Origin of the sequence: Microbacterium sp. NPDC091662 (assembly GCF_044756705.1) — a bacterium.
In the GTDB taxonomy this organism is placed as follows: Bacteria; Actinomycetota; Actinomycetes; order Actinomycetales; family Microbacteriaceae; genus Microbacterium.
This window is the reverse complement of sequence record NZ_JBIVTM010000001.1, coordinates 37,309-57,510: the sequence shown is the minus strand read 5'-3', so window position 1 is coordinate 57,510 and position 20,202 is coordinate 37,309. Positions and strand designations below refer to the sequence as shown.

Sequence of the window (20,202 nt, the reverse complement as noted above, 5' to 3'; positions counted from 1 at the left end):
CAGCGTTTTCGATGCGCATGGGGCGGGGCTGAGTGTTCCCCCAGCCTAGGGGAAGGTAACGTGGACTCCGTGCACGTACTCAGCGTCAGCTCTCTCAAGGGAGGCGTCGGCAAGACGACCGTGACACTCGGGCTGGCCTCAGCGGCTTTCGCCCGAGGAGTCCGGACTCTCGTCGTCGACCTCGACCCGCAGTCCGACGTCTCCACCGGGATGGACATCCAGGTGGCAGGACGCCTCAACATCGCCGACGTCCTGGCGAACCCGAAGGAGAAGGTCGTCCGTCAGGCGATCACCTCCAGCGGCTGGGCGAAGGTGCACCCGGGCACGATCGATGTCCTCATCGGCAGCCCCTCCGCGATCAACTTCGACGGACCGCACCCCAGTGTGCGCGACGTGTGGAAGCTGGAAGAGGCGCTCGCCTCCGTCGAGGCCGACTACGACCTCGTGCTCGTCGACTGCGCGCCCTCCCTGAACGCGCTGACCCGCACGGCGTGGGCCGCGAGCGACCGCGTCATGGTCGTCACCGAACCCGGCCTCTTCTCCGTCGCCGCAGCCGACCGCGCGCTCCGTGCGATCGAGGAGATCCGCCGCGGACTCTCGCCGCGACTCCAGCCGCTCGGCATCGTGGTGAACCGCGTGCGCCCCCAGTCCATCGAGCACCAGTTCCGTATCAAGGAGCTGCGCGACATGTTCGGGCCGCTCGTGCTCTCCCCTCAGCTGCCCGAGCGCACGTCTCTGCAGCAGGCCCAGGGCGCTGCCAAGCCGCTGCACATCTGGCCGGGAGACTCCGCACAGGAGCTCGCCGCCGACTTCGACCAGCTGCTCGACCGCATCATCCGCACCGGTCGCATCGCCGTCCCTGAGAGTGGTCAGCAGAACTGACCACTCTCAGCGCGCACAGCGAAACGGCCGTCCTCTTCGAGGACGGCCGTTTTCTGCAGGACGAGAGCTCCTGTACGTCGAGCGAGCGCGACGTCAGGCGGAACGCTTGGTGCGACGCGCTGACAGCTCGTCGACGGGGTCCGCAGCGGTGGCATCGAAGGCGACGAGCGTCGACTCCACCTCGCGGAGAACCTTGCCGACGGCGATGCCGAACACACCCTGGCCGCGGCTGACGAGGTCGATGACCTCGTCGTTCGAGGTGCACAGGTAGACCGACGCACCGTCGCTCATGAGCGTGGTGCCTGCGAGATCGCGGATGCCGGCGCGGCGGAGTTCCTCGACGGCCGTACGGATCTGCTGCAGCGAGATGCCGGTGTCGAGAAGGCTCTTCACGAGCTTGAGGACGAGGATGTCACGGAAGCCGTAGAGACGCTGCGAACCGGAGCCGCTCGCGCCGCGGACCGTGGGCTCCACCAGTTCGGTGCGGGCCCAGTAGTCCAGCTGACGGTAGGTGATGCCGGCGGCCCGAGCAGCGACCGCACCGCGGTAGCCGACCTCGTCATCCATGGCCGGGAGACCGTCGGTGAAGAGGAGTTCGGGTACGAACCGCGGGTCGCCTGTGAGCTCATCCGCATTCATCTGAAATCCTCCCTGGAACGGTTATCTCCACGGTAGAGCAGTGCCTGGGCACCGGCAATCACATCCGTGCGACCGCGAAGGTGTGTCGCAATCAGTTCGTTACGAAAGCACTCGGGAGAGCGCGTCCTTGACGAAGAGCGAGCGCACCTCGTCGATGCGCGTGGCGAGCTCGGGAGCGAGCTCGCTGGCCTTCGCACGGGAGGCGGCATCCGTCCGACGCAGCAATGCGGACATGGCCGATTCGATGAGGGCGACCTCACGCTCAGCTCCCTGGCGGAGCGAGCGCAGGTGCCGCGGTTCGATCCCGTGGCGATCGAGGCCGACGAGACCGCGAAGCAGTGTCACCGTCGCCTCGGGGTAGCTCTCCTGAGCGGTGATGACGCCCGTGCTGATGGCGTCGTTGAGAAGCTGAGGGCCGGCTCCGGCCGCGGCGAGGAGCTCGTCGCGACGGTAGCGGCGCGGCGTCGGGGCGATCGACGGCGGCGGCACGAGCGCGGTCGCGTCTCCCCCGGCGTCGACGTCATCGAGCTGCTCGCGGATGACGCTCAACGGCAGGTAGTGGTCGCGCTGCAGCGTGAGGCCGAGACGGAGCCGCTCGATGTCGGACGCCGAGAACTTCCGGTAGCCGGATTCCGTGCGAGACGGAGTGACGATGCCCTGCACCTCGAGGAAACGCAGCTTGCTGGAGGTCAGGTCGGGGAACTCCGGAGTGAGCCGTGCGAGCACCTGACCGATACTCAACAGGCCCGCGGACGCAGAGCGTTCGCGGGCGGGAGAGGCCGCCATCAGGCGTTCGCCGCCAGGCGGTCGTGCGGAGAGGCGAAGAAGTTCAGGCGGAACTTGCCGACGCGGAGTTCGGAACCGTCCACCAGGGTGCTGCGATCGACGCGCTCGCCGTTGACGTAGGTCCCGTTGAGCGAGCGCTGATCGATGATCTCGAACGTCGATCCCGTACGGGTGATCTCCGCATGGCGACGCGAGACCGTCACGTCATCGAAGAAGATGTCGGCCTCGGGGTGCCGGCCGACGGTCGTCACGTCGGTGTCGAGGAGGTATCGCGCTCCGGCGAGAGCGCCGGAGCGGACCAGCAGAAGCGCCGATCCCGCAGGCAGCGCGGCGATCGCCGTCTGCTCGACGTCGGTGAGTTCCACACCGAACGGCACGAACGACAGGTCGGAATCGTGTCCGAACGTCTGCGTCACGTCGTGTCTCTGCTCACCGGAACGGTGGATCGCGGCTTCTCCGGCCGGTCGGCTGTCGCTGTCAGTCACTGTGCCCTCCTGGTTGTCCAGACTAACGGATGCCGAGGCGGTCGGGGGAGGCCGCTTTCACACTCAGCCGCCCCATACCGTGGATTCATAGGCTGTACTCGTGAAGACCAAAGCTCTGCGCCGCTCGGCCGCCCCGATCGCCCTCGCCACGACACTGCTCGTCGCCTTTCTCGTGCTCCTCTCCCCTCTTTCGGCGTCTGCGCACGACGCGCTCGTGTCGTCCTCGCCGGCGGCGGACGAATCGGTCGACGTCGTTCCCGCCGCACTGACGCTCACCTTCAGCGCGAAGCTGATCGGCGGCGAAGGCGCCACCGAGGTCGTCGTGACCGATCCGTCTGGCGCCTCCATCACCGATGGTCCGGCGACCGTCGACGGCGCGATCGTCACGCAGCCGTTGACGGGCTCGGGCCCGGCCGGCGCCTACCACGTGATCTGGAAGGTCGTCTCCAGCGACGGTCACCCCACGTCGGGCGAGTACTCCTTCACCGTCACCGTCGGCGACGAGGGCACCGCCACGACCGAGCCCACCACCGCGCCGACCACGACGGCGCCGACGGCCGAGCAGACAGCAGCGCCCGCGCCCACGGCCACCGCCGTGACGGATTCCGGCGATTCCGCCGACGGCTCCGCGTGGATCTGGGTGGTCGCGATCGTCGCCGTGCTGGTCATCGCCGGCGTGGTCGTCTGGATCATCATGAGCCGCCGCCGTGGAGGGCCCCGGACCGATTCCGACCCCTCGTCCGAGCGATAGGCTTAAGGCATGCCACACTACGACGTCGTCATCCTTGGTGCAGGTCCTGGCGGATACGTCGCTGCGGTTCGCAGCGCGCAGCTCGGTCTCTCCACCGCCATCATCGAGGAGAAGTACTGGGGCGGTGTCTGCCTCAACGTCGGCTGCATCCCCTCCAAGGCGCTCCTGAAGAACGCGGAACTCGCCCACACCCTGAACCACAAGGCCGATTTCTTCGGAATCTCCGGTGAGTTCACGATCGACTTCGGCAAGGCCTTCGATCGCAGCCGCGAGGTGGCCGAAGGCCGCGTCAAGGGCATCCACTTCCTCATGAAGAAGAACAAGGTGACCGAGTACAACGGTCGTGGCACCTTCACCGGCCCCAAGGCGATCTCGGTCGCCAAGGCCGACGGCACGACCGAAGAGGTCACCTTCGACAACGTCATCATCGCCACCGGTTCCAAGGTCCGCCTCCTCCCGGGTGTCACGCTCAGCGAGAACGTCGTGACCTACGAAGAGCAGATCATGACCCGCGAGCTGCCCGAGTCGATCGTCATCGTCGGCGCCGGCGCCATCGGCATGGAGTTCGCGTACGTCCTGACGAACTACGGCGTCAAGGTCACGATCATCGAGTTCCTCGACCGCGCGCTTCCCAACGAGGACGCCGACGTGTCGAAGGAGATCACGAAGCAGTACAAGAACTACGGCGTCGACATCCTCACCTCGACCAAGGTCGAGTCGGTCGTCGACAACGGCTCCTCGGTCACCGTCACCTACACCGGCAAGGACGGGCAGCAGTCGTCGATCGAGGCCGGCAAGGTGCTCATGTCGGTCGGGTTCGCCCCGAACATCGAGGGCTTCGGTCTCGAGACCACCGGCGTGAAGCTGACCGAGCGCGGCGCGATCGACATCGACGACCACATGCGCACCAACGTCGAGGGCATCTACGCGATCGGCGATGTGACGGCCAAGCTGCAGCTCGCCCACGTGGCAGAGGCGCAGGGCGTCGTCGCGGCCGAGACCATCGGCGGCGCGGAGACCCAGACGCTCGGCGACTACCGCATGATGCCGCGCGCGACGTTCTGCTCTCCGCAGGTCGCGTCGTTCGGTCTCACGGAACAGCAGGCCAAGGACGAGGGACGCGAGATCAAGGTCGCGACCTTCCCGTTCATGGCGAACGGCAAGGCGCACGGCCTGGGCGAGCCGGTCGGCTTCGTCAAGCTGATCGCCGACGCCGAGCACCTCGAGCTCATCGGTGCGCACATGATCGGCCCGGACGTCTCCGAGCTCCTGCCGGAGTTGACCCTGGCCCAGAAGTGGGACCTGACGGCGCTCGAGCTTGCCCGCAACGTGCACACGCACCCGACGCTGTCGGAGGCCCTGCAGGAGGGCTTCCACGGCCTCGCCGGGCACATGATCAACTTCTGATCGAGACTCCTCACGAAGGCCCGGTCCGCACACAGCGGATCGGGCCTTCGTGCGTCTCCGGCCCCGTCAGAGGCCGCGCATGGTGAGGAGCCCGGCCGTCCATCCGCGCAACGGGGCTGACCCGAGCCCGTGCATCACCAGCTCCCGCCCGCGCACGACCGCCCAGGGGGCAGGAGCGCCCATCGACATGTAGAACGCCGAGCGGCGCTGCGCCCGGGAAGCCGACCTGCGCACCTGTCGTTCGAACCCCGACAGGTCGGGTTCCCGGCTCGGTGGCGTCCGCACGAGGTCGGCGGCGAGACGCACGGCATCCATCCACCCGAGGTTCATCCCCTGCCCGCCGATCGGGCTGATCTCGTGCGCGGCATCACCGAGGAGCACCACCCGCCCGTGCTGCAGCCGCCTCGCCGTGTGCTGCGCGGCGACGAACGCTGTCGGCGTCGCATCGGGCGCGGGTTCGAGGGCGATTCCCGTGCGCATCTCGATCGTCGCGCAGAAGCCCTCGATGCGGCCCAGGCCTCCGCCCTCCGCATTCCCCATCGCTGCTTCCCCCGCCGCCGGCTCCCGCACCACCCATCTCCGCCGCCCACCGGGAAGAGGGAACGACTCGACGAGTCCCTCCGGTTCGCAGTGCAGCACGGCCCGCGCATCGGGCGTCGCATCGGCGAGGTCGACCATCGCGTAGGACGCCCGTCCCCTGCGGCGGCGCCACCCGGCCTCGATCTCGTCGCGGAGTCGGCTGCGCACGCCGTCGGCGACGACCACGACGGAGGCCGACAGCTCGTGCGGTCCGTCGGTGGAAGCGGCTGTGACCTGCACGGCATCCGCGGTCTGCCGCAGGCCCTGCACGTCGCATCCGAGGAGCAGTGCCTCGGAGGAGAGCGACTGCAGGCGGGCACGCAACAGCGCTCCTGTCCGCGGCTGCGGGAGGATCAGCACCGGGCGATCCGGCCCGAAGGTCAACGCCGCCAGAATCCGGCGGCGACTGCGCACCTCGCCGCCGTCGAGGCGCAGCGCCTCCATCCGCACCGAGTCGCCGATGCCCGCGGCATCCAGAGCCTCCAGCCCCGGATGGTGGATCCCGATCGCCCTGGTCCGATCATCCGCATCCGCACGGCGCTCGCACACCGCCACGCGCACCCCCTCCTGCACCAGCAGACAAGCCAGCAGCAGTCCGACGGGCCCCGCTCCCACGATCAGGACGTCATGATCGGGCACGGTCCCCCTCCCATCGCAGTTCCAGGCGAGCGGGCACACCCCCGCGGACGATCCAGTCGGTCGGGGCGATCGCCGCGAGCTCGGAGACCGTGTACGAGCGGCGGATGCTGATGAGGCCGTCCTCGCGGATGAACGAGTCCGCGAGCAGGGTCCTCGATATCGGCCACGTCGCCGCGTCGAACAGCACATGAGCCATGCGACTGCGGGCGATGTCGTGATGCGACACCAAGCCGTCTGGAGCCGCGAGCTGCACGGAGTCGCGGAGCACGGTCCGGAGTTCGGCGTCGCCGAGATGGTGCAGCACGTGATTGGACAGCACCACGTCGTAGGTCTCGCCCGCCGCCACCAGCTCGGTCGTGAGGGCGCGGCGATATCGAATGCCGGCGCCGCGGTCGTGCGCCGATGCCCAACGGATCGCCCGCTCGTCGGCATCGAGAGCGGTGATCTCGGCGTCGAGCCCGTCGTGACGCAATCGCCAGGCGAGCAGACGGCAGAGGTCTCCCCCGCCCGCGCCGACGTCCAGGATCCGCAACCGCCGGGAGCGCAGCGCCCGCGGCCGGATGTCACGGCGGTAGAGGGTCCCCGGGCGGGAGACCAGAGCGTTCACGAACCCGAACCGCCCGTAGGTCCTGGCCAGCGCGCGCGTATCGGCATGCGGATCGTCCATCAGCTCGGGAGTGTCGATGTCCCGCGTCGTGAGCACCGGCCTCATGACCCGGGCGAAGCGACGACGGTCATCAGCGCGCTCTCGGCGGTGAGCCCCGGACCGAAGGCCATCGCCGAGACCCGATCGCCCGCGCGCGCCCCCTCCTCTTCGAGGATCTTCTTCAGGACGAACAGCACGGTCGCGCTGGACATGTTGCCGTTCTGCCTCAGCACTTCCCTGGCCGGGTGCAGCTGCGCGTCGCTGAGATGCAACCGCTCCTGCACCTTGTCGAGGATGCTGCGCCCGCCGGGGTGGATCGCCCAGTGCTCGACGGTCGACCCCACGCTGCCGGCCTCGAAGGCTTCGCCCAGGCGCCCTTCGGGAGCATAGAGCGGTCGGAGTGCGCCGATGATCGTCTCGCCGATGATCTGCGGAACCGCGGTGGAGAGGATCATCTCGAAGCCGGTGTCGCCGATCGTCCAGGCCATGTCCTCCTCGCCCTCCGGCGCGATCGCGGTGTGGAAGCGGTCGAGGCGCAGCCCGGTCGAGGGAGAGGGAAGATCGCGCGCCGTGACGATTCCGGCGGCCGCGCCATCGGCGAACAGGGATGAGGCGACGATCGTGTCGGGGTTCTCCGAGGAGCGCAGATGCAACGTGCACAGCTCGACACTCACCACCAGGACGACCGCGTTCTCATCCGCCGCGCAGAACTGACTCGCCGCACGGAGCGCCGGCATGGACGCATAACAGCCCATGAAGCCGAGGTGGAAGCGCTGCACCGCGTCGGACAGGCCGAGCGCGCGCACGATCTCGTACTCCGGGCCCGGGGCGTGGAACCCGGTGCAGGAGACCGTGATGACGTGCGTCACATCGGCAGGCTCGAGATCGGGGTCGGACTCGATCGCCCGCCGCGCGGCCTCGACGAAGAGCTTCGCGGCCTCTCGGCTGTAGAGATCGTTGCGTGCTTTCGTGCCGGGGGCGAGCAGCATTCCCGTTCGTCGGTCGAAGAAGACGGGATCGGTCGTGTCGGATTCGAGCGACAGCTCGTCGATCACGGTGTGCCGGGTGTCGATGCCCGAGACGTTGAAGGACGTCGTGACGATGCGCTGCGCCAGCCTCCCGAGGTCGGGTTGCTGCGCGAAGACATCACGCACCTGCTCCTGGACGAGAACGGTGTCGGGGACGATCGTCTGCAGCGATCGAAGCACAGGCGGTCGGCTCATGGTGCCACTCAAGCACCGCGCACCGCCCGGGGGAAGGGGTTGCGCCCGACCGCGGTCTGGCCTAGAAGCCGAGCGCCCGTGCGAGCTTCGAGCCGGACGCCGATTCACGGCCCCCCGCTGCGAGGACGGCTTGCTCCACGGCATCGAAGAACCTGGTGCGCCCCGCGTCGTCGGATGGCGCTGCAGGACCGAGCTCCATCTCCCACTCACGCCATTCGCGCTGCACGTTCTGACGCAGGTCGGTGGCCCGCACTCGATCGTCGACGAACTCGGCGACGATTCCGCCGGGCCCGGTGAGCAGATAGGCGGTGCGGTCGTTCTCGATGCGGGCGAGCGGGGTGAGGGGTGCGCTCGTCCACTCGGAGACGGTCTCAGCGACAGCCGACGGAAGCTCATCGCCCTCGCCCAGCGGCCAGCCGAGTTCGAGTCGTCCATCGCCCCGCCGCGGGCCCTTCACGTGCCAGCCCTCATCAGGACCACCGGTACGACGACGCAGCGCCACGCCGCCCTGCGAGAGCGCGCCGTCAGCGGTGTCGAAGTACCGGGCGTCCAGGACGCGCACTTCGCCGGAGGTGACGGCATCGACCCCGGGGATCGCGTCCCAGCGCGGCAGCGGCGTCTCGAGATCGACGTCGTACTTGCGCTCGACCTCGACCGTTCGGGACGGCTCAGTCATCGTCGAGCGTGAGGTCCTCGAGAGACTCTTCGAACCAGTAGTCGATCTCGGTGGGCCCATCGTTCGGGCCGGTGTTCTGCGGTCCGCCTCGGCGGTTGTACACCACCTGCGTCTCGCTGTAAGGGACGATCAACTTGTCGTCCGCGTCGCCGAGAGGGATGATCTGCCCGTCGAGCGGGCCGCCGTGAAGCCGTGCGAGTGCCATGTGCTCAGGGTAGCGCCGTCGTCGCGGTATCCGGGCGAGGCATGCGGATTCCTCTGAGGGCGGCGTCATCCGAGGACGACGCCGACGAGGGCGCCGGCGATCATCCACGGCCCGAAGGCGATGCGGGTGGAACCTTCCGCTCTTCGCAGCAGGATGAGCACGAGCGCGTAGAGCGCCCCCAGCACGAAGGCCGCTGCTGCACCGATCGCCAGCGCCTGCCAGCCGTGCCAGCCCAGCACGAGGCCGATGACGGCGGCGAGCTTCACGTCTCCCCCGCCCATCCCCGCACGGCTGATCGCCCGCAGCACCGCATAGAAGCCGCCGAGCAGCAGCATGCCGAGGAGGGCGCGGAGGAACGGCCCGCTCTCCCCCGCGCACAGGGCATCGATCGCACCGAGCACGAGCAGGGACGCGAGCGTCGGCAGCACGATCCGGTTCGGGAGCCGATGCGTGCGGATGTCGATCACGATGAGCCAGGCTCCGACTCCGATCAGTGCGGTGTGCACGAGCGCGATGAGAGCGAGTCGGATGTCCATCCCCGCAGATTAGGAGATCGACGAACCCCGCCCCGACCTCCTGTGGACAACCTTGCGCCGATGTCCGATGTACGAACTATCGTCGTTCACACAACTTGGTATATTAGAATATATCTTCGAGAAAGGATGCAGGGTGATCGGGCTCGATGCAATCGCCTCGCTCTCTCCGGCGGGCGATTCCCGCGCAGGAGAAGTGCTGCGACTGCGCCGCGAGATCAGTCGGATGCAGCGGCGACGCAGCGAGCATGCACTGCTCCCCCTCGACCCGGCCCTCACCGACCTCTTCCCGGAGGAAGGACTGCAGACCGGCACCTCCTACACCGTCTCTCCCTCCCCGAGTCTCGTACTCGCACTGCTCAGCGCGGCGTCGCAGAAGGGGCTCTGGTGCGCCGTGATCGGGATGCCGACCCTCGGCGTCGAAGCGGCCGCCGCATTCGGCATCGACCTCGCGCGGCTGATCCTCGTACCCTCGCCCGGAGACCGCTGGCTCGCGGCGACCTCGGCCCTGGCCGAAGTCGTGCCGCTGATCGTCGTGGCCCCCGGCTCACGAGCTCGAGACGCCGACGTCTCCCGACTGAGCGCGCGCCTGCGCGACAGGGGATGCACACTCCTGGTCACCGAATCACCCGGCGCCGAACGCTGGCCGCAGAGCGAGGGCACGATACGCCTTCACGATCCGCGTTGGCACGGCCTCGGCGCCGGCTGGGGGCTGCTCTCCGACTGCACGGTCACCGTGACGGCCCGGACACGGCACAGCCCTCGCCCGTCGAGCGTGCGCGTGCAGCTGCCGGGAGGGCACGGTGCCATCGAGCCCGTCACGGCCGAACTGACCGCACTGCCTGCTTTCTCCCCGGAGATCGTCGTTCCCGGCGAGTCCGCACCGCCGGAGCTCCTGCACTGGGCGGAGGCGGGATGAACAGCCCGCTCCGCGTGCTCGTGCTGTGGTTCCCCGATTGGCCGATGCGGGCCGTCCTCGGCAGCGCGCCCCCACATCCGCCCACAGCCCTGGTGCAGGCGAACATCATCGTCGCATGCACCGCCTCCGCCCGCGAACACGGTGTGCGCACCGGCCAGCGTCGCCGCGTCGCACAGGGGCATCTCTCGTCGCTGCGGGTGCTCCCCCATGATCCCGAGAGGGACGAACGCGCCTTCCTGCCGGTGCTGCAGCTGATCGAGAAGCACGCCCCCGGGGTCACACTGCTGCGGCCGGGGCTCGCGATCCTCCGCGCTCGGAGCATCTCCCGCTATCACGGAGGGGAGGCAGAGGCCGCTACCGCGCTCACCGCCGTCTTGGCGGAGGCCGGGTTCCCCGAGGTGCGCATCGGTGTCGCCGACGGTCCGTTCACCGCCGAGATCGCCGCACGGGGCCCCGCGCCCTGCACGGTGGTGCCACCGGGAGGCTCCCGGGAGTTCCTGGCACCCTACCCCGTGCAGGTGCTGCGCGATGAACAGATCACCGGCCTCCTCGTCCGGCTCGGAATACGCACCCTCGGCGAGTTCACCGCCCTCGCCCCGCTCGACGTGCGCGACCGCTTCGGCGAGCACGGCGCGCGCCTGCACGCACTCGCAGCGGGCGCCGACTCCCGTCCGCTGACCCCGCGCCCGCCCGACCCGGAACTGGTACGCGGCATCGAGTTCGACTCCCCGCTGGGTGGAACGGATCAGGTGGCCTTCGCGGTGCGTCAGACGGCGGACGCGGTGATGCTCGCCCTCGGCGACGCCTCGCTCGTCTGCACAGAGGTGCGGATAGACCTGACCGACGACAACGGCGTGGTCTTCTCCCGGTCTTGGCTGCATCCGACCTGCTTCGATGCCTCCGACCTCGTCGACCGGGTGCGCTGGCAGCTGGAGGCTCTGGCCGCGCAGTCCGCGAAGGATCCCGTCGACGAGGCACGGGCGTTCGGGGGCATCATGGCGGTGCGCATCGTCCCCGGCGCCGTCGACGATGCCGCGCATCACCAGCCCGGCCTCTTCGGTTCCGGCACCGATGAGCGACTGCATCATGCGGTCTCCCGCGTGCAGACCATGCTGGGCCATCAGGGCGTGGTCACCGCTGCCGTCGCGGGCGGGCGCTGGCTCGCCGACCGCCAGGTGCTGACGCCCTGGGGAGAGCGCGCGGTCCCCCCGCGCGACCCCGACTCCCCCTGGCCAGGGAGCCTTCCCGATCCGCTGCCCGCCGAGGTCTTCCTGCCCCCGCGCCCCATCGGCGTGCTCGCCGCGGATGAGACCGAGATCCGCATCGACGAACGCGGGGCGCTCTCGAACGATCCCGCCCGCATCGACGGAGCGGCCGTGCAGGCGTGGGCCGGCCCCTGGCCGGTGCACGAACGTCGCTGGACGTCGAGCGGGGGAAAGCGAGGACACCGGCTCCAGATCGTCGACGATCACGATCGCGCGTGGCTGGTCTTCCACACCGGCGAGCGCTGGTGGGCCGAGGGGCGGTACCGCTGATGGGCTGGCACAACCCGCCCCTGTCCTGGAACGAGCTGGAGCGCACCCTCAGCGGCGAGGAGTCGGCTCCACCGGGTGCCGAGCCGCGGGGGCAGCGGACCGATCCCGGACCGGTGAGCCGTCGTCGCAAGCGCACCCCTCCCCCCGCCGTCACCCGCCCGGAGGACGCGGTCCCCTACGCCGAGCTGCACGCGCATTCGTCGTACTCGTTCCTCGACGGGGCCTCCTCTCCCGAAGACCTCCTCGCCGAGGCCGAGCGCCTGGGCCTGACCGCACTCGCCCTCACCGACCACGACGGCTTCTACGGTGCCGCGCGCTTCGCCGAGTCGGCCGACCTCATGCAGAGCCCCCTGCAGACGGTGTTCGGCGCCGAGCTGTCACTCGACCTTCCTGCACCGCAACGGGGTTCCGCCGATCCTGCCGGCGAGCATCTGCTGGTCCTCGCCCGAGGGATGGAGGGATATCACCGGCTCTCGGGGGCGATCACGGCGGCGCAGCTGCGCGGCGGCGAGAAGGGGCGCCCGGTGTACGACCTCGACGACCTCGCCGCACGTGCGGACGGGCACTGGACGATCCTGACCGGCTGCCGGAAGGGCGCCGTGCGCCGCGGGCTCGAAGCCGGAGACGCCGCCCACCCGTTGCGGTCGCTGGTCGACCTGTTCGGGAGCGAGCATGTCGCCGTCGAGCTCTTCGACCACGGAGACCCCCTCGACACCCGCCGCAACGACACCCTCGCCGAGCTCGCCCGACGGATGCGGCTGCCGGTGGTCGCGACCAACAACGTGCACTACGCCACCCCCGCACAGGCACCGCTCGCCGAGGCCGTGGCCGCGGTCCGCGCGGTGCGCAGCATGGACGAGCTCGACGGGTGGCTGCCCTCCCACGGTGGTGCGCACCTGCGCAGCGGAGCCGAGATGTCGGCGCGCTTCCAGCGCTACCCCGGAGCGATCTCGTACGGGCTCGAGCTGGCCGCGGCGTCCGCCTTCCCCCTGCGCCTCGCCCGCCCGGCGCTGCCGCAGCAGAAGGTGCCGGAAGGGCACACGCCCATGAGCTGGCTGCGGCATCTGGTCTGGGAGGCCGTGCCGTCGAAGTACCCGCGGCTCGACGACGACGGGCGCCACCGGATCGCGCGCGAGCTCGACGTGATCGAGGAGAAGGACTTCCCCGGGTACTTCCTGATCGTGCACGGGATCGTCACGGAGGCGCGCAGGCTCGGCATCCTCTGCCAGGGTCGGGGGTCGGCTGCGGCGAGCGCGGTCTGCTACCTGCTGGGGATCACCGCGGTCGATCCGATCCTCTACCGCCTGCCCTTCGAGAGGTTCCTCGCGACCACCCGCACGGAAGAGCCCGACATCGATGTGGACTTCGACTCCGACCGCCGCGAGGAGATCATCCAGTGGGTGTACCGGGAGTACGGCAGGGAGCGAGCGGCCCAGGTGGCGAACGTCATCCAGTACCGCCCGAAGAACGCGGTGCGCGACATGGCCAGAGCACTCGGGCATTCCCCCGGTCAGCAGGATGCGTGGTCCCGCCAGGTCGACGGCTGGGGCACCGGGCTGGAACCCGTCGAGGGGCACGACATCCCCGAGAACGTGCTCGCCTATGCCGGTGAGCTGCTGAAGGCTCCGCGCCATCTCGGCATTCATTCCGGCGGCATGGTGCTCACCGCGCGGCCGGTCGGCGAGGTCGTCCCCGTGGAGCACGCCCGCATGGAGAACCGCACGGTCATCCAGTGGGACAAGGACGACTCCGCCTTCATGGGGCTGGTGAAGTTCGATCTGCTGGGCCTCGGGATGCTCGCCGCCCTCCAGCACTGCTTCGACCTGATCCGGGAGACCACCGGGGAGGAATGGCGGCTCGAGACCATCCCCAAGGAGGAGGCGGGGGTCTACGACATGCTCTGCCGCGCGGATTCGATCGGGGTCTTCCAGGTGGAGTCCCGTGCGCAGATCGGGCTGCTCCCCCGTCTGCAGCCGCGGTGCTTCTACGATCTCGCCATCCAGATCGCGCTCATCCGCCCCGGGCCCATCCAGGGCGGTGCTGTGCATCCGTTCGTACGCCGCAAGATGGCGAAGGACCGCGTCGACGAGGAGAACCGGGAGCGGGCGGCTCGCGGGGAGGATCCGGTGGAGTTCCCGATCCCCTACCCGCACAGCGATCTGGAGGACATCCTCAAGCGCACGCTGGGCATCCCGATCTTCCAGGAGCAGCTCATCCAGATGGCGACGGCGATCGGCGACTGCACGGCCGATGAGGCGGACCTGCTGCGCAGGGCCATGGGCTCCAAGCGCGGCCTGGAGAAGATCGAGAAGGTCAGGGACAAGCTGTATGCGGGGATGGCGCGGCGCGGACTCGTCGACGAGGCGGCCGATCGCATCTACGCGCAGATCCAGGCGTTCTCGAACTTCGGATTCGCCGAGTCGCACTCCCTGTCGTTCGCCCTGCTCGTCTACGCCAGCTCCTGGCTGAAGCTGCACTACCCCGCCGCGTTCCTCGCCGGATTGCTGCGCTCGCAGCCCATGGGCTTCTACTCTGCGGCGACGCTCACCGCTGACGCGCGACGGCACGGGGTCGAGGTGCACCGCCCCGATCTGCACATCTCCGGTTCGACGGAGACCCTGGAACCGCTCGCGGGTTCCGCGAGGAACGGGCCGACCGGGCGGGACGAGTGCCTCGCCGTCCCTCAGCCCTTGGTCCCCCGCTTCGACCGAGAGGCTCCGGATGAGTCGGCCGCGCATCGCCGGGACGGGGAGTTCGCGGTACGGCTGGGGCTCGGCGGCATCCGCGGGATCGGCGTGCCGATGGCCGAGAGGATCGTCGCCGAACGCGAGGCGAACGGCCCGTACCGGGACCTGAACGATCTGGTGCGACGGACGGATGCCACCGCCGCGCAGTTGGAGGCTCTCGCCACCGCCGGCGCCTTCGACTGTCTGGGCCTGGAGCGCCGAGAGGCCATCTGGATGGCCGGCGCCGCGGCGGACGATCGTTCCCGTTTCCTCCCGGGGACGACGGTCGCCGTGCAACCGCCCCTGTTCGCCGACCAGACCAGTTACGAGCGCCTCTCGGCCGACCTGTGGGCGACCGGCGTGTCGACCGACGATCATCCGATGACACACTTCCGCGAAGAGCTCTGCGCGCGCGGAGTTCTGACAGCGGTCGATCTGCAGGGACATGAGGTCGGCCGACGCATCGAGGTCGCCGGTCTCGTCACCCACCGTCAGCGGCCGGCGACGGCCGCCGGGATCACCTTCGTGAATCTCGAGGACGAGAGCGGTCTGGTGAACGTCGTCTGCTCGGCCGGAGTCTGGAACCGCTACCGCCGCATCGCCAGGGAGTCACCGGCGCTCATCATCCGCGGCATCCTGGAGCGCTCGGCGGAGGGCGTGGTCAACGTCCTCGCCGATGGGTTCGAGGATCTGCGCACCGGTCTCACACATCGGTCCAGGGATTTCCACTGAGGACGGCAGCCCCGACTCACCAGAAGCGCTCGGGCTCCTCGACGGGAGGACGATCAGCCCCACCCCAGCGGTCCGCCTCGGCCTTCGCGGCGTCCGCGGCGGCGTCGGCCTCGCGGAGAGCAACCTTGGCGCCGGTCGGACCGGGCCCGATGGGATCGACGAGCAGCGACGTGTGCGCACCGGCACCGCCCATGGTCACGGTGCACCGCAGGACGCGCCCGATCCAACGGGAGAAGTCGCCGCTCGGGTCTTCTGCGCGTCGATACCGGATGCCGGTGTCGAGGTCGACGAGGGCGAGGATCACCGGTTCGTCGGTGAGCGGATCGACCTGCTCTGTCACCTCGATGCGGTGGCCGTGGGCGATGGCGACCTGAGCGGTGAGCACGAGCAATCTGTCCATGAGTCCACCCTAGAGAAGCCCGTCAGGAAGACAACAGGGAGTCGCCGCGGGCAACTTTCGCAAATTTCTTTGTCCCCCAAATGGCGGACAAGACGATTAAGCGATATTCTGCTCTCCGTAGCGGGGGCTACGAGGCTGATGGACTGGGGAATCAGCCGTGAGCGCAGCGAGATCTTCGCCGCCTCCCCCACCGTCCGGGAAGGGCGGTGAGCCCTCTCGACGACACCGTCTGGGGCGGGTCATCGAGAGGGCCAATCTCCCCGGACGATGCACCGCACCGCGACGCGATCAGTCGAGCGGGATGACCTCGAGCGTGTTCGAACGCACCGGCTCCTGGCCCATCTCGGGCGCGTACGGACTCGGCGTGTACTTGCGGAGGTACTCGGCATCGATCGCGGCGTTGATCGCCTCATCGCCGACCCGCTCGAAGCGGACATCCTTCGTGACGCCACCCGCGGACACACGTCCGCGCAGGCTGGCCAGGGCCGGGGCGTACCACTTGCCCGCAAGACCCGTGTAGGAGCGGACGAACAGGCGCCCGTCGACCGCGACAGCCCAGATCCCCACGGTCTTCGGCATCGTCCCGTCCTCGAGCTGCGCGGAGAGATCGAACATCTCCGGCTCGGCGATGCGGCCGAGCTCGTCAGGGTTCCAGGTCGTCATGAGTCCTCCTCGGGATCGGCGGATGCAGCAGAGTGCATGCTACGTCAGATCCGCTCGGACCCCACGATCGGTCACGGATCGAGTGCCGATGAGACGTGCACGCAGCGAGTCGAGGAGGAGGCCGACCCCGAGCTCGAACATGCGATCGGACCGCGCACTCCCCCGCTCCGCACCGTCGATGAGACGCCCCAGGGTGCGCGTGGCCTCACCCGGCTGCCAGACCTCATCGGGAGAGGCGAGATCGAGACCGAAGCCGATCGCGAAGGCGTCGATGACGGCGATCACCGAGAGCACCTCATCGTCGGGGAAGCCTCCGTCGACGAGCACGGATGCGAGATCGTCGTATGCGGCGATGACCGCCGGGTTCGTGATCGTCTTCCCCACGAGCAGCGGCACGAGCTGGGGGTGATCCGCGTACATCCGGCGCTGCGTGCGCAGCACTGCGAGCACGAACTCGTCCCAGCGCTCACCGTGCCACTCGACGCGGTATCCCTCCACGAGCTCTCCGCGCATCAGTTCGAGGATTCCGTCCATGCCGTCGACGTGGTTGTAGAGCGATGACGGGCGCACGCCGAGCTCGCGGGCGATGGCGTTCACCCCGAACGGCTCACCGGCTCTCGCGAGCGCGAGGCCCGCTGAGCCGATGATCGCCGGGGACAGCAGCGGAGAGGAAGGCCTCGGCATCGGGGGCTCGCTTTCTCCGGAAGACCGGACGTGAGATCTGGGGGTTCCGTGCGAACCCTCTCCTGTGCATAATAATGAACACCATTCGTTTACGAACACCATTCGTTTACGACGTCGTGCCCCACCCGCCGCACGTCCGCTGTCTCCCTCTCCGCGTACAATGCCGTGCCGACTCCCTGGAGCCCCATGACCACTCTCGATCTCCGCACCAGAATCCCCCTCCGCTTCCCGACGGCGACGGCGACCTTCGTCATCGGGATCGCGGGATACCTGGGCGTCAATCTGTCGCCGTACATGATCACCGCCGCGCAGACGGGACTCGGCCTCGACGTCCTCACCGCCAGCTGGCTCGTCACGGCGACCCTGCTGCTCACTGCGGTGACCGGCTTGGCGATCGCCCCGCTGTGCGCCGGAGCGCATCGCCGCACCGTCGCGCGCACCGGGCTCGGCCTCGCCGTCGTGGGCTTCGCGACCGCGGCCCTCGCACCGGCCGCCATGCTTCCCGGGCTGCTCCTCGGTGGCGCCGGAGCGGGTGGCGCGGTCGCCGCATCGGGCGCGGCGCTCGCCGCTTTCCGCAACCCCGACCGGGTCGCCGGCTTCAACGGGCTCGCGAACCGGGGAGTCATCACGGTGGTGCTCGCCGTCATCCCCCTGATCGGCCTCGCCCCTCTCGACGTCTTCGGCGCGCTGGCGCTGTTCAGCCTGATCGGGCTGATCGCCTCCGCGTGGCTCCCGGCCGCACCGGTGATCGCCCCGCAGGCGGGGGCGGCCGTCGCCGAGGCGATGCCCATCGAGGTTCCTCCGACCGGCACTGTGCGCACCTCCCCCGCCCGTTCACGAACGGTCACGATCGCCGGCTTCGGACTCCTCCTCGTGTTCGCCCTGTGGGCGGCGAGCGAAGACTCCCTCTGGGCGATGGCGGGCGTCATGGGCGCAGAACAGGCCGGTCTGACGCCCGAGGGACTCGGCATCGCACTCAGCGGCGCGACGGCCGGCGGACTCCTCGGCTCGCTTCTGCTGATGATCGTCGGGGCTCGGTTCGGGCGCGCGGTACCCCTGGTCGTCCTGCTGGTCGCCGGAGGCGTGCTCAAGATCGTCGAGGGGTTCGTGACCGATCCCACCGCCTTCATCGTGGTGTTCATCACCTGGAACTCCGTCTACGCCATCGCGTTCATGTACTTCGTGTCGACGTCGGCGGCACTGGATGCCGACGGGCGCTGGTCGGGGCCCCTGCTCGCCGTCTACCTGGTCGGCTCGGCGCTCACCCCGGTCATCGGCGCCGCCCTCGTCGGCGCTCTGGGTTATCAGGGATTCGCGGTGGCACTCGGCATCGCGAGCTTCGTCCTGGCCGTGCCCACAGGGGCGATCGCCCTCATCTCCACCCGTCTCGAACGCATGACCGCACAGGAGGTCGACGAATGACCCGCACCCTCTACCGCAACGGCCGCATCTTCACCGGGGATGAATCCCGATGGAGCGAGGCGCTCGTGGTCGACGGCGACACGTTCGTGCATGTCGGCACCGAGGAAACGGCGCCGTCCGCTGACGAGGTCGTCGATCTCCACGGCAGCGTCGTGCTCCCCGGGTTCACCGACGCGCACACCCACCTGCTCATGATGGGCGAAGCGCTCGGGCAGGTGGGGCTCACTGATGCCTCCTCTCTCGAGGAGATCCAAAGCCGGCTCCGCGCCGCGCGCGACACGGCACCCGGCGTGCTCCGCGGACGCGGATGGCTGTTCGATGCGATCCCCGACGGCGAGCCGACCGCGGCCATGATCGATGCGGTCGTCTCCGACGTCCCGGTCTACCTCGACGCGAACGACTATCACTCGTGCTGGGTGAACACGGCCGCGCTCATCGAGCTCGGAATCACCCGCGACACCCCCGACCCCATCGGCGGGCGCATCGCCCGCGACGCGGGGGGCGACCCGACCGGGATGCTCTACGAGACCGCCGCGCAGCTGCACGCCTGGGCGCACCGCGATGCCACGACCACCGACGCCCAGCGCGATGCTGCGATCGAGCGGGTCGTCTCCGCGTACCTCGCCGCCGGCGTGACCGGAGCCGTCGACATGGCTTTCGACGAGCTCGGGCTCGCCGCCCTCGGCCGGGCGGCCGCTCACGGCCGCCTGCCGCTGCGCATCGCCGCGCACTGGTTCATCGTGAACACCGGAGACGATGCCGCGAACCTCGCACAGGTCACGCAGGCCGCAGACCACGCGTCGACGACGACGGCGGGGGTACGAGTGCTCGGGATCAAGCTCGTTCTCGACGGCACGATCGACGCGTGCACGGCCGCCATGCGGGCCCCCTACGCCGACGGGTCGAACGCCGCGCCGATCTGGCCCGCGGAACGCCTGTTGCCGGTCGTCGCCGCGGCGGACGCCGCAGGACTGCAGATCGCGATGCACGCCATCGGCGACGCCGCGAGCACGCTCGCCCTCGATGCGATCGAGCACGCCGTCGCGGTGAACGGCGACCGCCCGCGTCGGCACCGCATCGAGCACCTCGAGTACGCGGCGCCGGGCACCGCGGAGCGGATGGCACGGCTCGAGGTGACGGCGTCGATGCAGCCCGTGCACGCCGATCCCGCGATCTTCTCCAACTGGGCGGCACAGGTCGGAGACGAACGGGCCGACCGCGCGTTCGCCTGGTCGGAGTACGACGACGCGGGTGCACTCCTCGCCTTCTCCACCGACGCGCCGACCGCGCCGCATGACGCCATGGCGAACATGTACGTCGCGGCCACCCGCGCTTCGGCTCTGGCTCCGGGCGTTCCGGCGATCCATCCCGAGCAGGCGCTCCCCCTGGAGCGTGCGATCGCGCATGCCACTCGGGATGCCGCGGCATCGATCGGCGACGGGGACTGGCGCGGCCGTATCGCTGCCGGATATGCGGCCGACTTCGTCGTTCTCGATGTCGACCCGTTCGAGGGGGATCCCTCTGCACTGCTGACGACCCGGGTGGTGCGGACCGTGATCGCGGGCCGCGCGGTGCACGAGATGTAGCTCTCCGTCTGCATTTCCAGGATATCGCCGAGGTGGGGGCTTGCCGCAAGGCCCCCACCGTGGGGCAGAATCGACCCTCGCTCG

General features: G+C 69.4%; 20 protein-coding genes. 8 read left to right on the top strand and 12 right to left on the bottom strand.

Annotated features, from left to right (window positions below):
* The first annotated feature begins 69 nt into the window (after positions 1-69).
* The gene (locus ACIQLD_RS00300; RefSeq protein WP_402603730.1) at positions 70-882 is read left to right on the top strand and encodes a ParA family protein; all 813 of its coding nucleotides are present in this window, start codon (positions 70-72) and stop codon (positions 880-882) included.
* A 93-nt stretch (positions 883-975) separates the two neighbouring features.
* On the opposite strand, the gene ACIQLD_RS00295 is transcribed toward ACIQLD_RS00300, so the two are convergent.
* The 3 genes from ACIQLD_RS00295 to ACIQLD_RS00285 all read right to left on the bottom strand — a co-directional run bounded on the left by ACIQLD_RS00295 (position 976) and on the right by ACIQLD_RS00285 (position 2,792).
* Entirely contained in the window at positions 976-1,521 is a 546-nt protein-coding gene (locus ACIQLD_RS00295; RefSeq protein ID WP_402603728.1) for a MerR family transcriptional regulator, read from the bottom strand.
* Positions 1,522-1,620: 99 nt separating this feature from the next.
* A complete protein-coding gene (locus tag ACIQLD_RS00290; RefSeq protein WP_402603726.1) occupies positions 1,621-2,307 on the bottom strand; it encodes a MerR family transcriptional regulator in 687 nt (228 codons plus the stop codon).
* Complete coding sequence (locus ACIQLD_RS00285; protein ID WP_402603724.1) at positions 2,307-2,792, bottom strand: FHA domain-containing protein; 486 nt, start codon at positions 2,790-2,792, stop codon at positions 2,307-2,309. The genes ACIQLD_RS00290 and ACIQLD_RS00285 overlap by 1 nt, the downstream gene beginning before the upstream one ends.
* Before the next feature lie 100 nt (positions 2,793-2,892).
* Between ACIQLD_RS00285 and ACIQLD_RS00280 the strand changes: the two genes are divergently transcribed.
* Positions 2,893-3,543 (top strand): copper resistance protein CopC, encoded by a 651-nt coding sequence (locus ACIQLD_RS00280; protein ID WP_402603722.1) that lies wholly within the window; start codon positions 2,893-2,895, stop codon positions 3,541-3,543.
* Positions 3,544-3,552: 9 nt separating this feature from the next.
* On the top strand, positions 3,553-4,950 hold the full coding sequence (lpdA, locus tag ACIQLD_RS00275; RefSeq protein WP_402603720.1) for a dihydrolipoyl dehydrogenase: 1,398 nt from the start codon (positions 3,553-3,555) through the stop codon (positions 4,948-4,950).
* A 66-nt stretch (positions 4,951-5,016) separates the two neighbouring features.
* On the opposite strand, the gene ACIQLD_RS00270 is transcribed toward lpdA, so the two are convergent.
* From ACIQLD_RS00270 to ACIQLD_RS00245, 6 genes are all read right to left on the bottom strand, one after another.
* Positions 5,017-6,168, bottom strand: a complete 1,152-nt coding sequence (locus tag ACIQLD_RS00270) for an FAD-dependent oxidoreductase (RefSeq protein WP_402603718.1) — start codon at positions 6,166-6,168, stop codon at positions 5,017-5,019.
* On the bottom strand, positions 6,155-6,880 hold the full coding sequence (locus ACIQLD_RS00265) for a methyltransferase domain-containing protein (protein WP_402603716.1): 726 nt from the start codon (positions 6,878-6,880) through the stop codon (positions 6,155-6,157). The genes ACIQLD_RS00270 and ACIQLD_RS00265 overlap by 14 nt, the downstream gene beginning before the upstream one ends.
* A complete protein-coding gene (locus tag ACIQLD_RS00260) occupies positions 6,877-8,037 on the bottom strand; it encodes a type III polyketide synthase (protein WP_402603713.1) in 1,161 nt (386 codons plus the stop codon). The genes ACIQLD_RS00265 and ACIQLD_RS00260 overlap by 4 nt, the downstream gene beginning before the upstream one ends.
* A 61-nt stretch (positions 8,038-8,098) precedes the next feature.
* Positions 8,099-8,713, bottom strand: a complete 615-nt coding sequence (locus tag ACIQLD_RS00255; RefSeq protein ID WP_402603711.1) for a CYTH domain-containing protein — start codon at positions 8,711-8,713, stop codon at positions 8,099-8,101.
* On the bottom strand, positions 8,706-8,918 hold the full coding sequence (locus ACIQLD_RS00250; protein WP_029258374.1) for a hypothetical protein: 213 nt from the start codon (positions 8,916-8,918) through the stop codon (positions 8,706-8,708). Before ACIQLD_RS00250 ends, ACIQLD_RS00255 begins: the two co-directional genes overlap by 8 nt.
* A gap of 65 nt (positions 8,919-8,983) precedes the next feature.
* Positions 8,984-9,454 (bottom strand): prepilin peptidase, encoded by a 471-nt coding sequence (locus tag ACIQLD_RS00245; protein ID WP_402603707.1) that lies wholly within the window; start codon positions 9,452-9,454, stop codon positions 8,984-8,986.
* Positions 9,455-9,587: 133 nt separating this feature from the next.
* Here ACIQLD_RS00245 and ACIQLD_RS00240 point away from each other — a divergent pair, with 133 nt between their 5' ends.
* From ACIQLD_RS00240 to ACIQLD_RS00230, 3 genes are read left to right on the top strand one after another with little or no spacing between them, the layout of a single operon-like run.
* Positions 9,588-10,370, top strand: a complete 783-nt coding sequence (locus tag ACIQLD_RS00240; protein WP_402603704.1) for a hypothetical protein — start codon at positions 9,588-9,590, stop codon at positions 10,368-10,370.
* Complete coding sequence (locus ACIQLD_RS00235; RefSeq protein WP_402603701.1) at positions 10,367-11,905, top strand: DNA polymerase Y family protein; 1,539 nt, start codon at positions 10,367-10,369, stop codon at positions 11,903-11,905. Before ACIQLD_RS00240 ends, ACIQLD_RS00235 begins: the two co-directional genes overlap by 4 nt.
* Positions 11,905-15,363, top strand: coding sequence for an error-prone DNA polymerase (locus ACIQLD_RS00230; protein WP_402608465.1), 3,459 nt, complete (start codon positions 11,905-11,907; stop codon positions 15,361-15,363). Before ACIQLD_RS00235 ends, ACIQLD_RS00230 begins: the two co-directional genes overlap by 1 nt.
* A 16-nt stretch (positions 15,364-15,379) precedes the next feature.
* Here ACIQLD_RS00230 and ACIQLD_RS00225 read toward each other — a convergent pair whose 3' ends face one another.
* The 3 genes from ACIQLD_RS00225 to ACIQLD_RS00215 all read right to left on the bottom strand — a co-directional run bounded on the left by ACIQLD_RS00225 (position 15,380) and on the right by ACIQLD_RS00215 (position 17,110).
* The gene (locus ACIQLD_RS00225; protein WP_402603699.1) at positions 15,380-15,763 is read right to left on the bottom strand and encodes a hypothetical protein; all 384 of its coding nucleotides are present in this window, start codon (positions 15,761-15,763) and stop codon (positions 15,380-15,382) included.
* A gap of 288 nt (positions 15,764-16,051) precedes the next feature.
* Positions 16,052-16,426 (bottom strand): DUF2255 family protein, encoded by a 375-nt coding sequence (locus ACIQLD_RS00220; protein ID WP_402603697.1) that lies wholly within the window; start codon positions 16,424-16,426, stop codon positions 16,052-16,054.
* A gap of 39 nt (positions 16,427-16,465) precedes the next feature.
* Complete coding sequence (locus ACIQLD_RS00215) at positions 16,466-17,110, bottom strand: TetR/AcrR family transcriptional regulator C-terminal domain-containing protein (RefSeq protein WP_402603695.1); 645 nt, start codon at positions 17,108-17,110, stop codon at positions 16,466-16,468.
* A 186-nt stretch (positions 17,111-17,296) separates the two neighbouring features.
* Between ACIQLD_RS00215 and ACIQLD_RS00210 the strand changes: the two genes are divergently transcribed.
* The gene (locus tag ACIQLD_RS00210; protein ID WP_402603692.1) at positions 17,297-18,532 is read left to right on the top strand and encodes an MFS transporter; all 1,236 of its coding nucleotides are present in this window, start codon (positions 17,297-17,299) and stop codon (positions 18,530-18,532) included.
* Complete coding sequence (locus tag ACIQLD_RS00205) at positions 18,529-20,118, top strand: amidohydrolase (RefSeq protein WP_402603690.1); 1,590 nt, start codon at positions 18,529-18,531, stop codon at positions 20,116-20,118. The genes ACIQLD_RS00210 and ACIQLD_RS00205 overlap by 4 nt, the downstream gene beginning before the upstream one ends.
* The last annotated feature ends 84 nt before the right edge of the window (positions 20,119-20,202 follow it).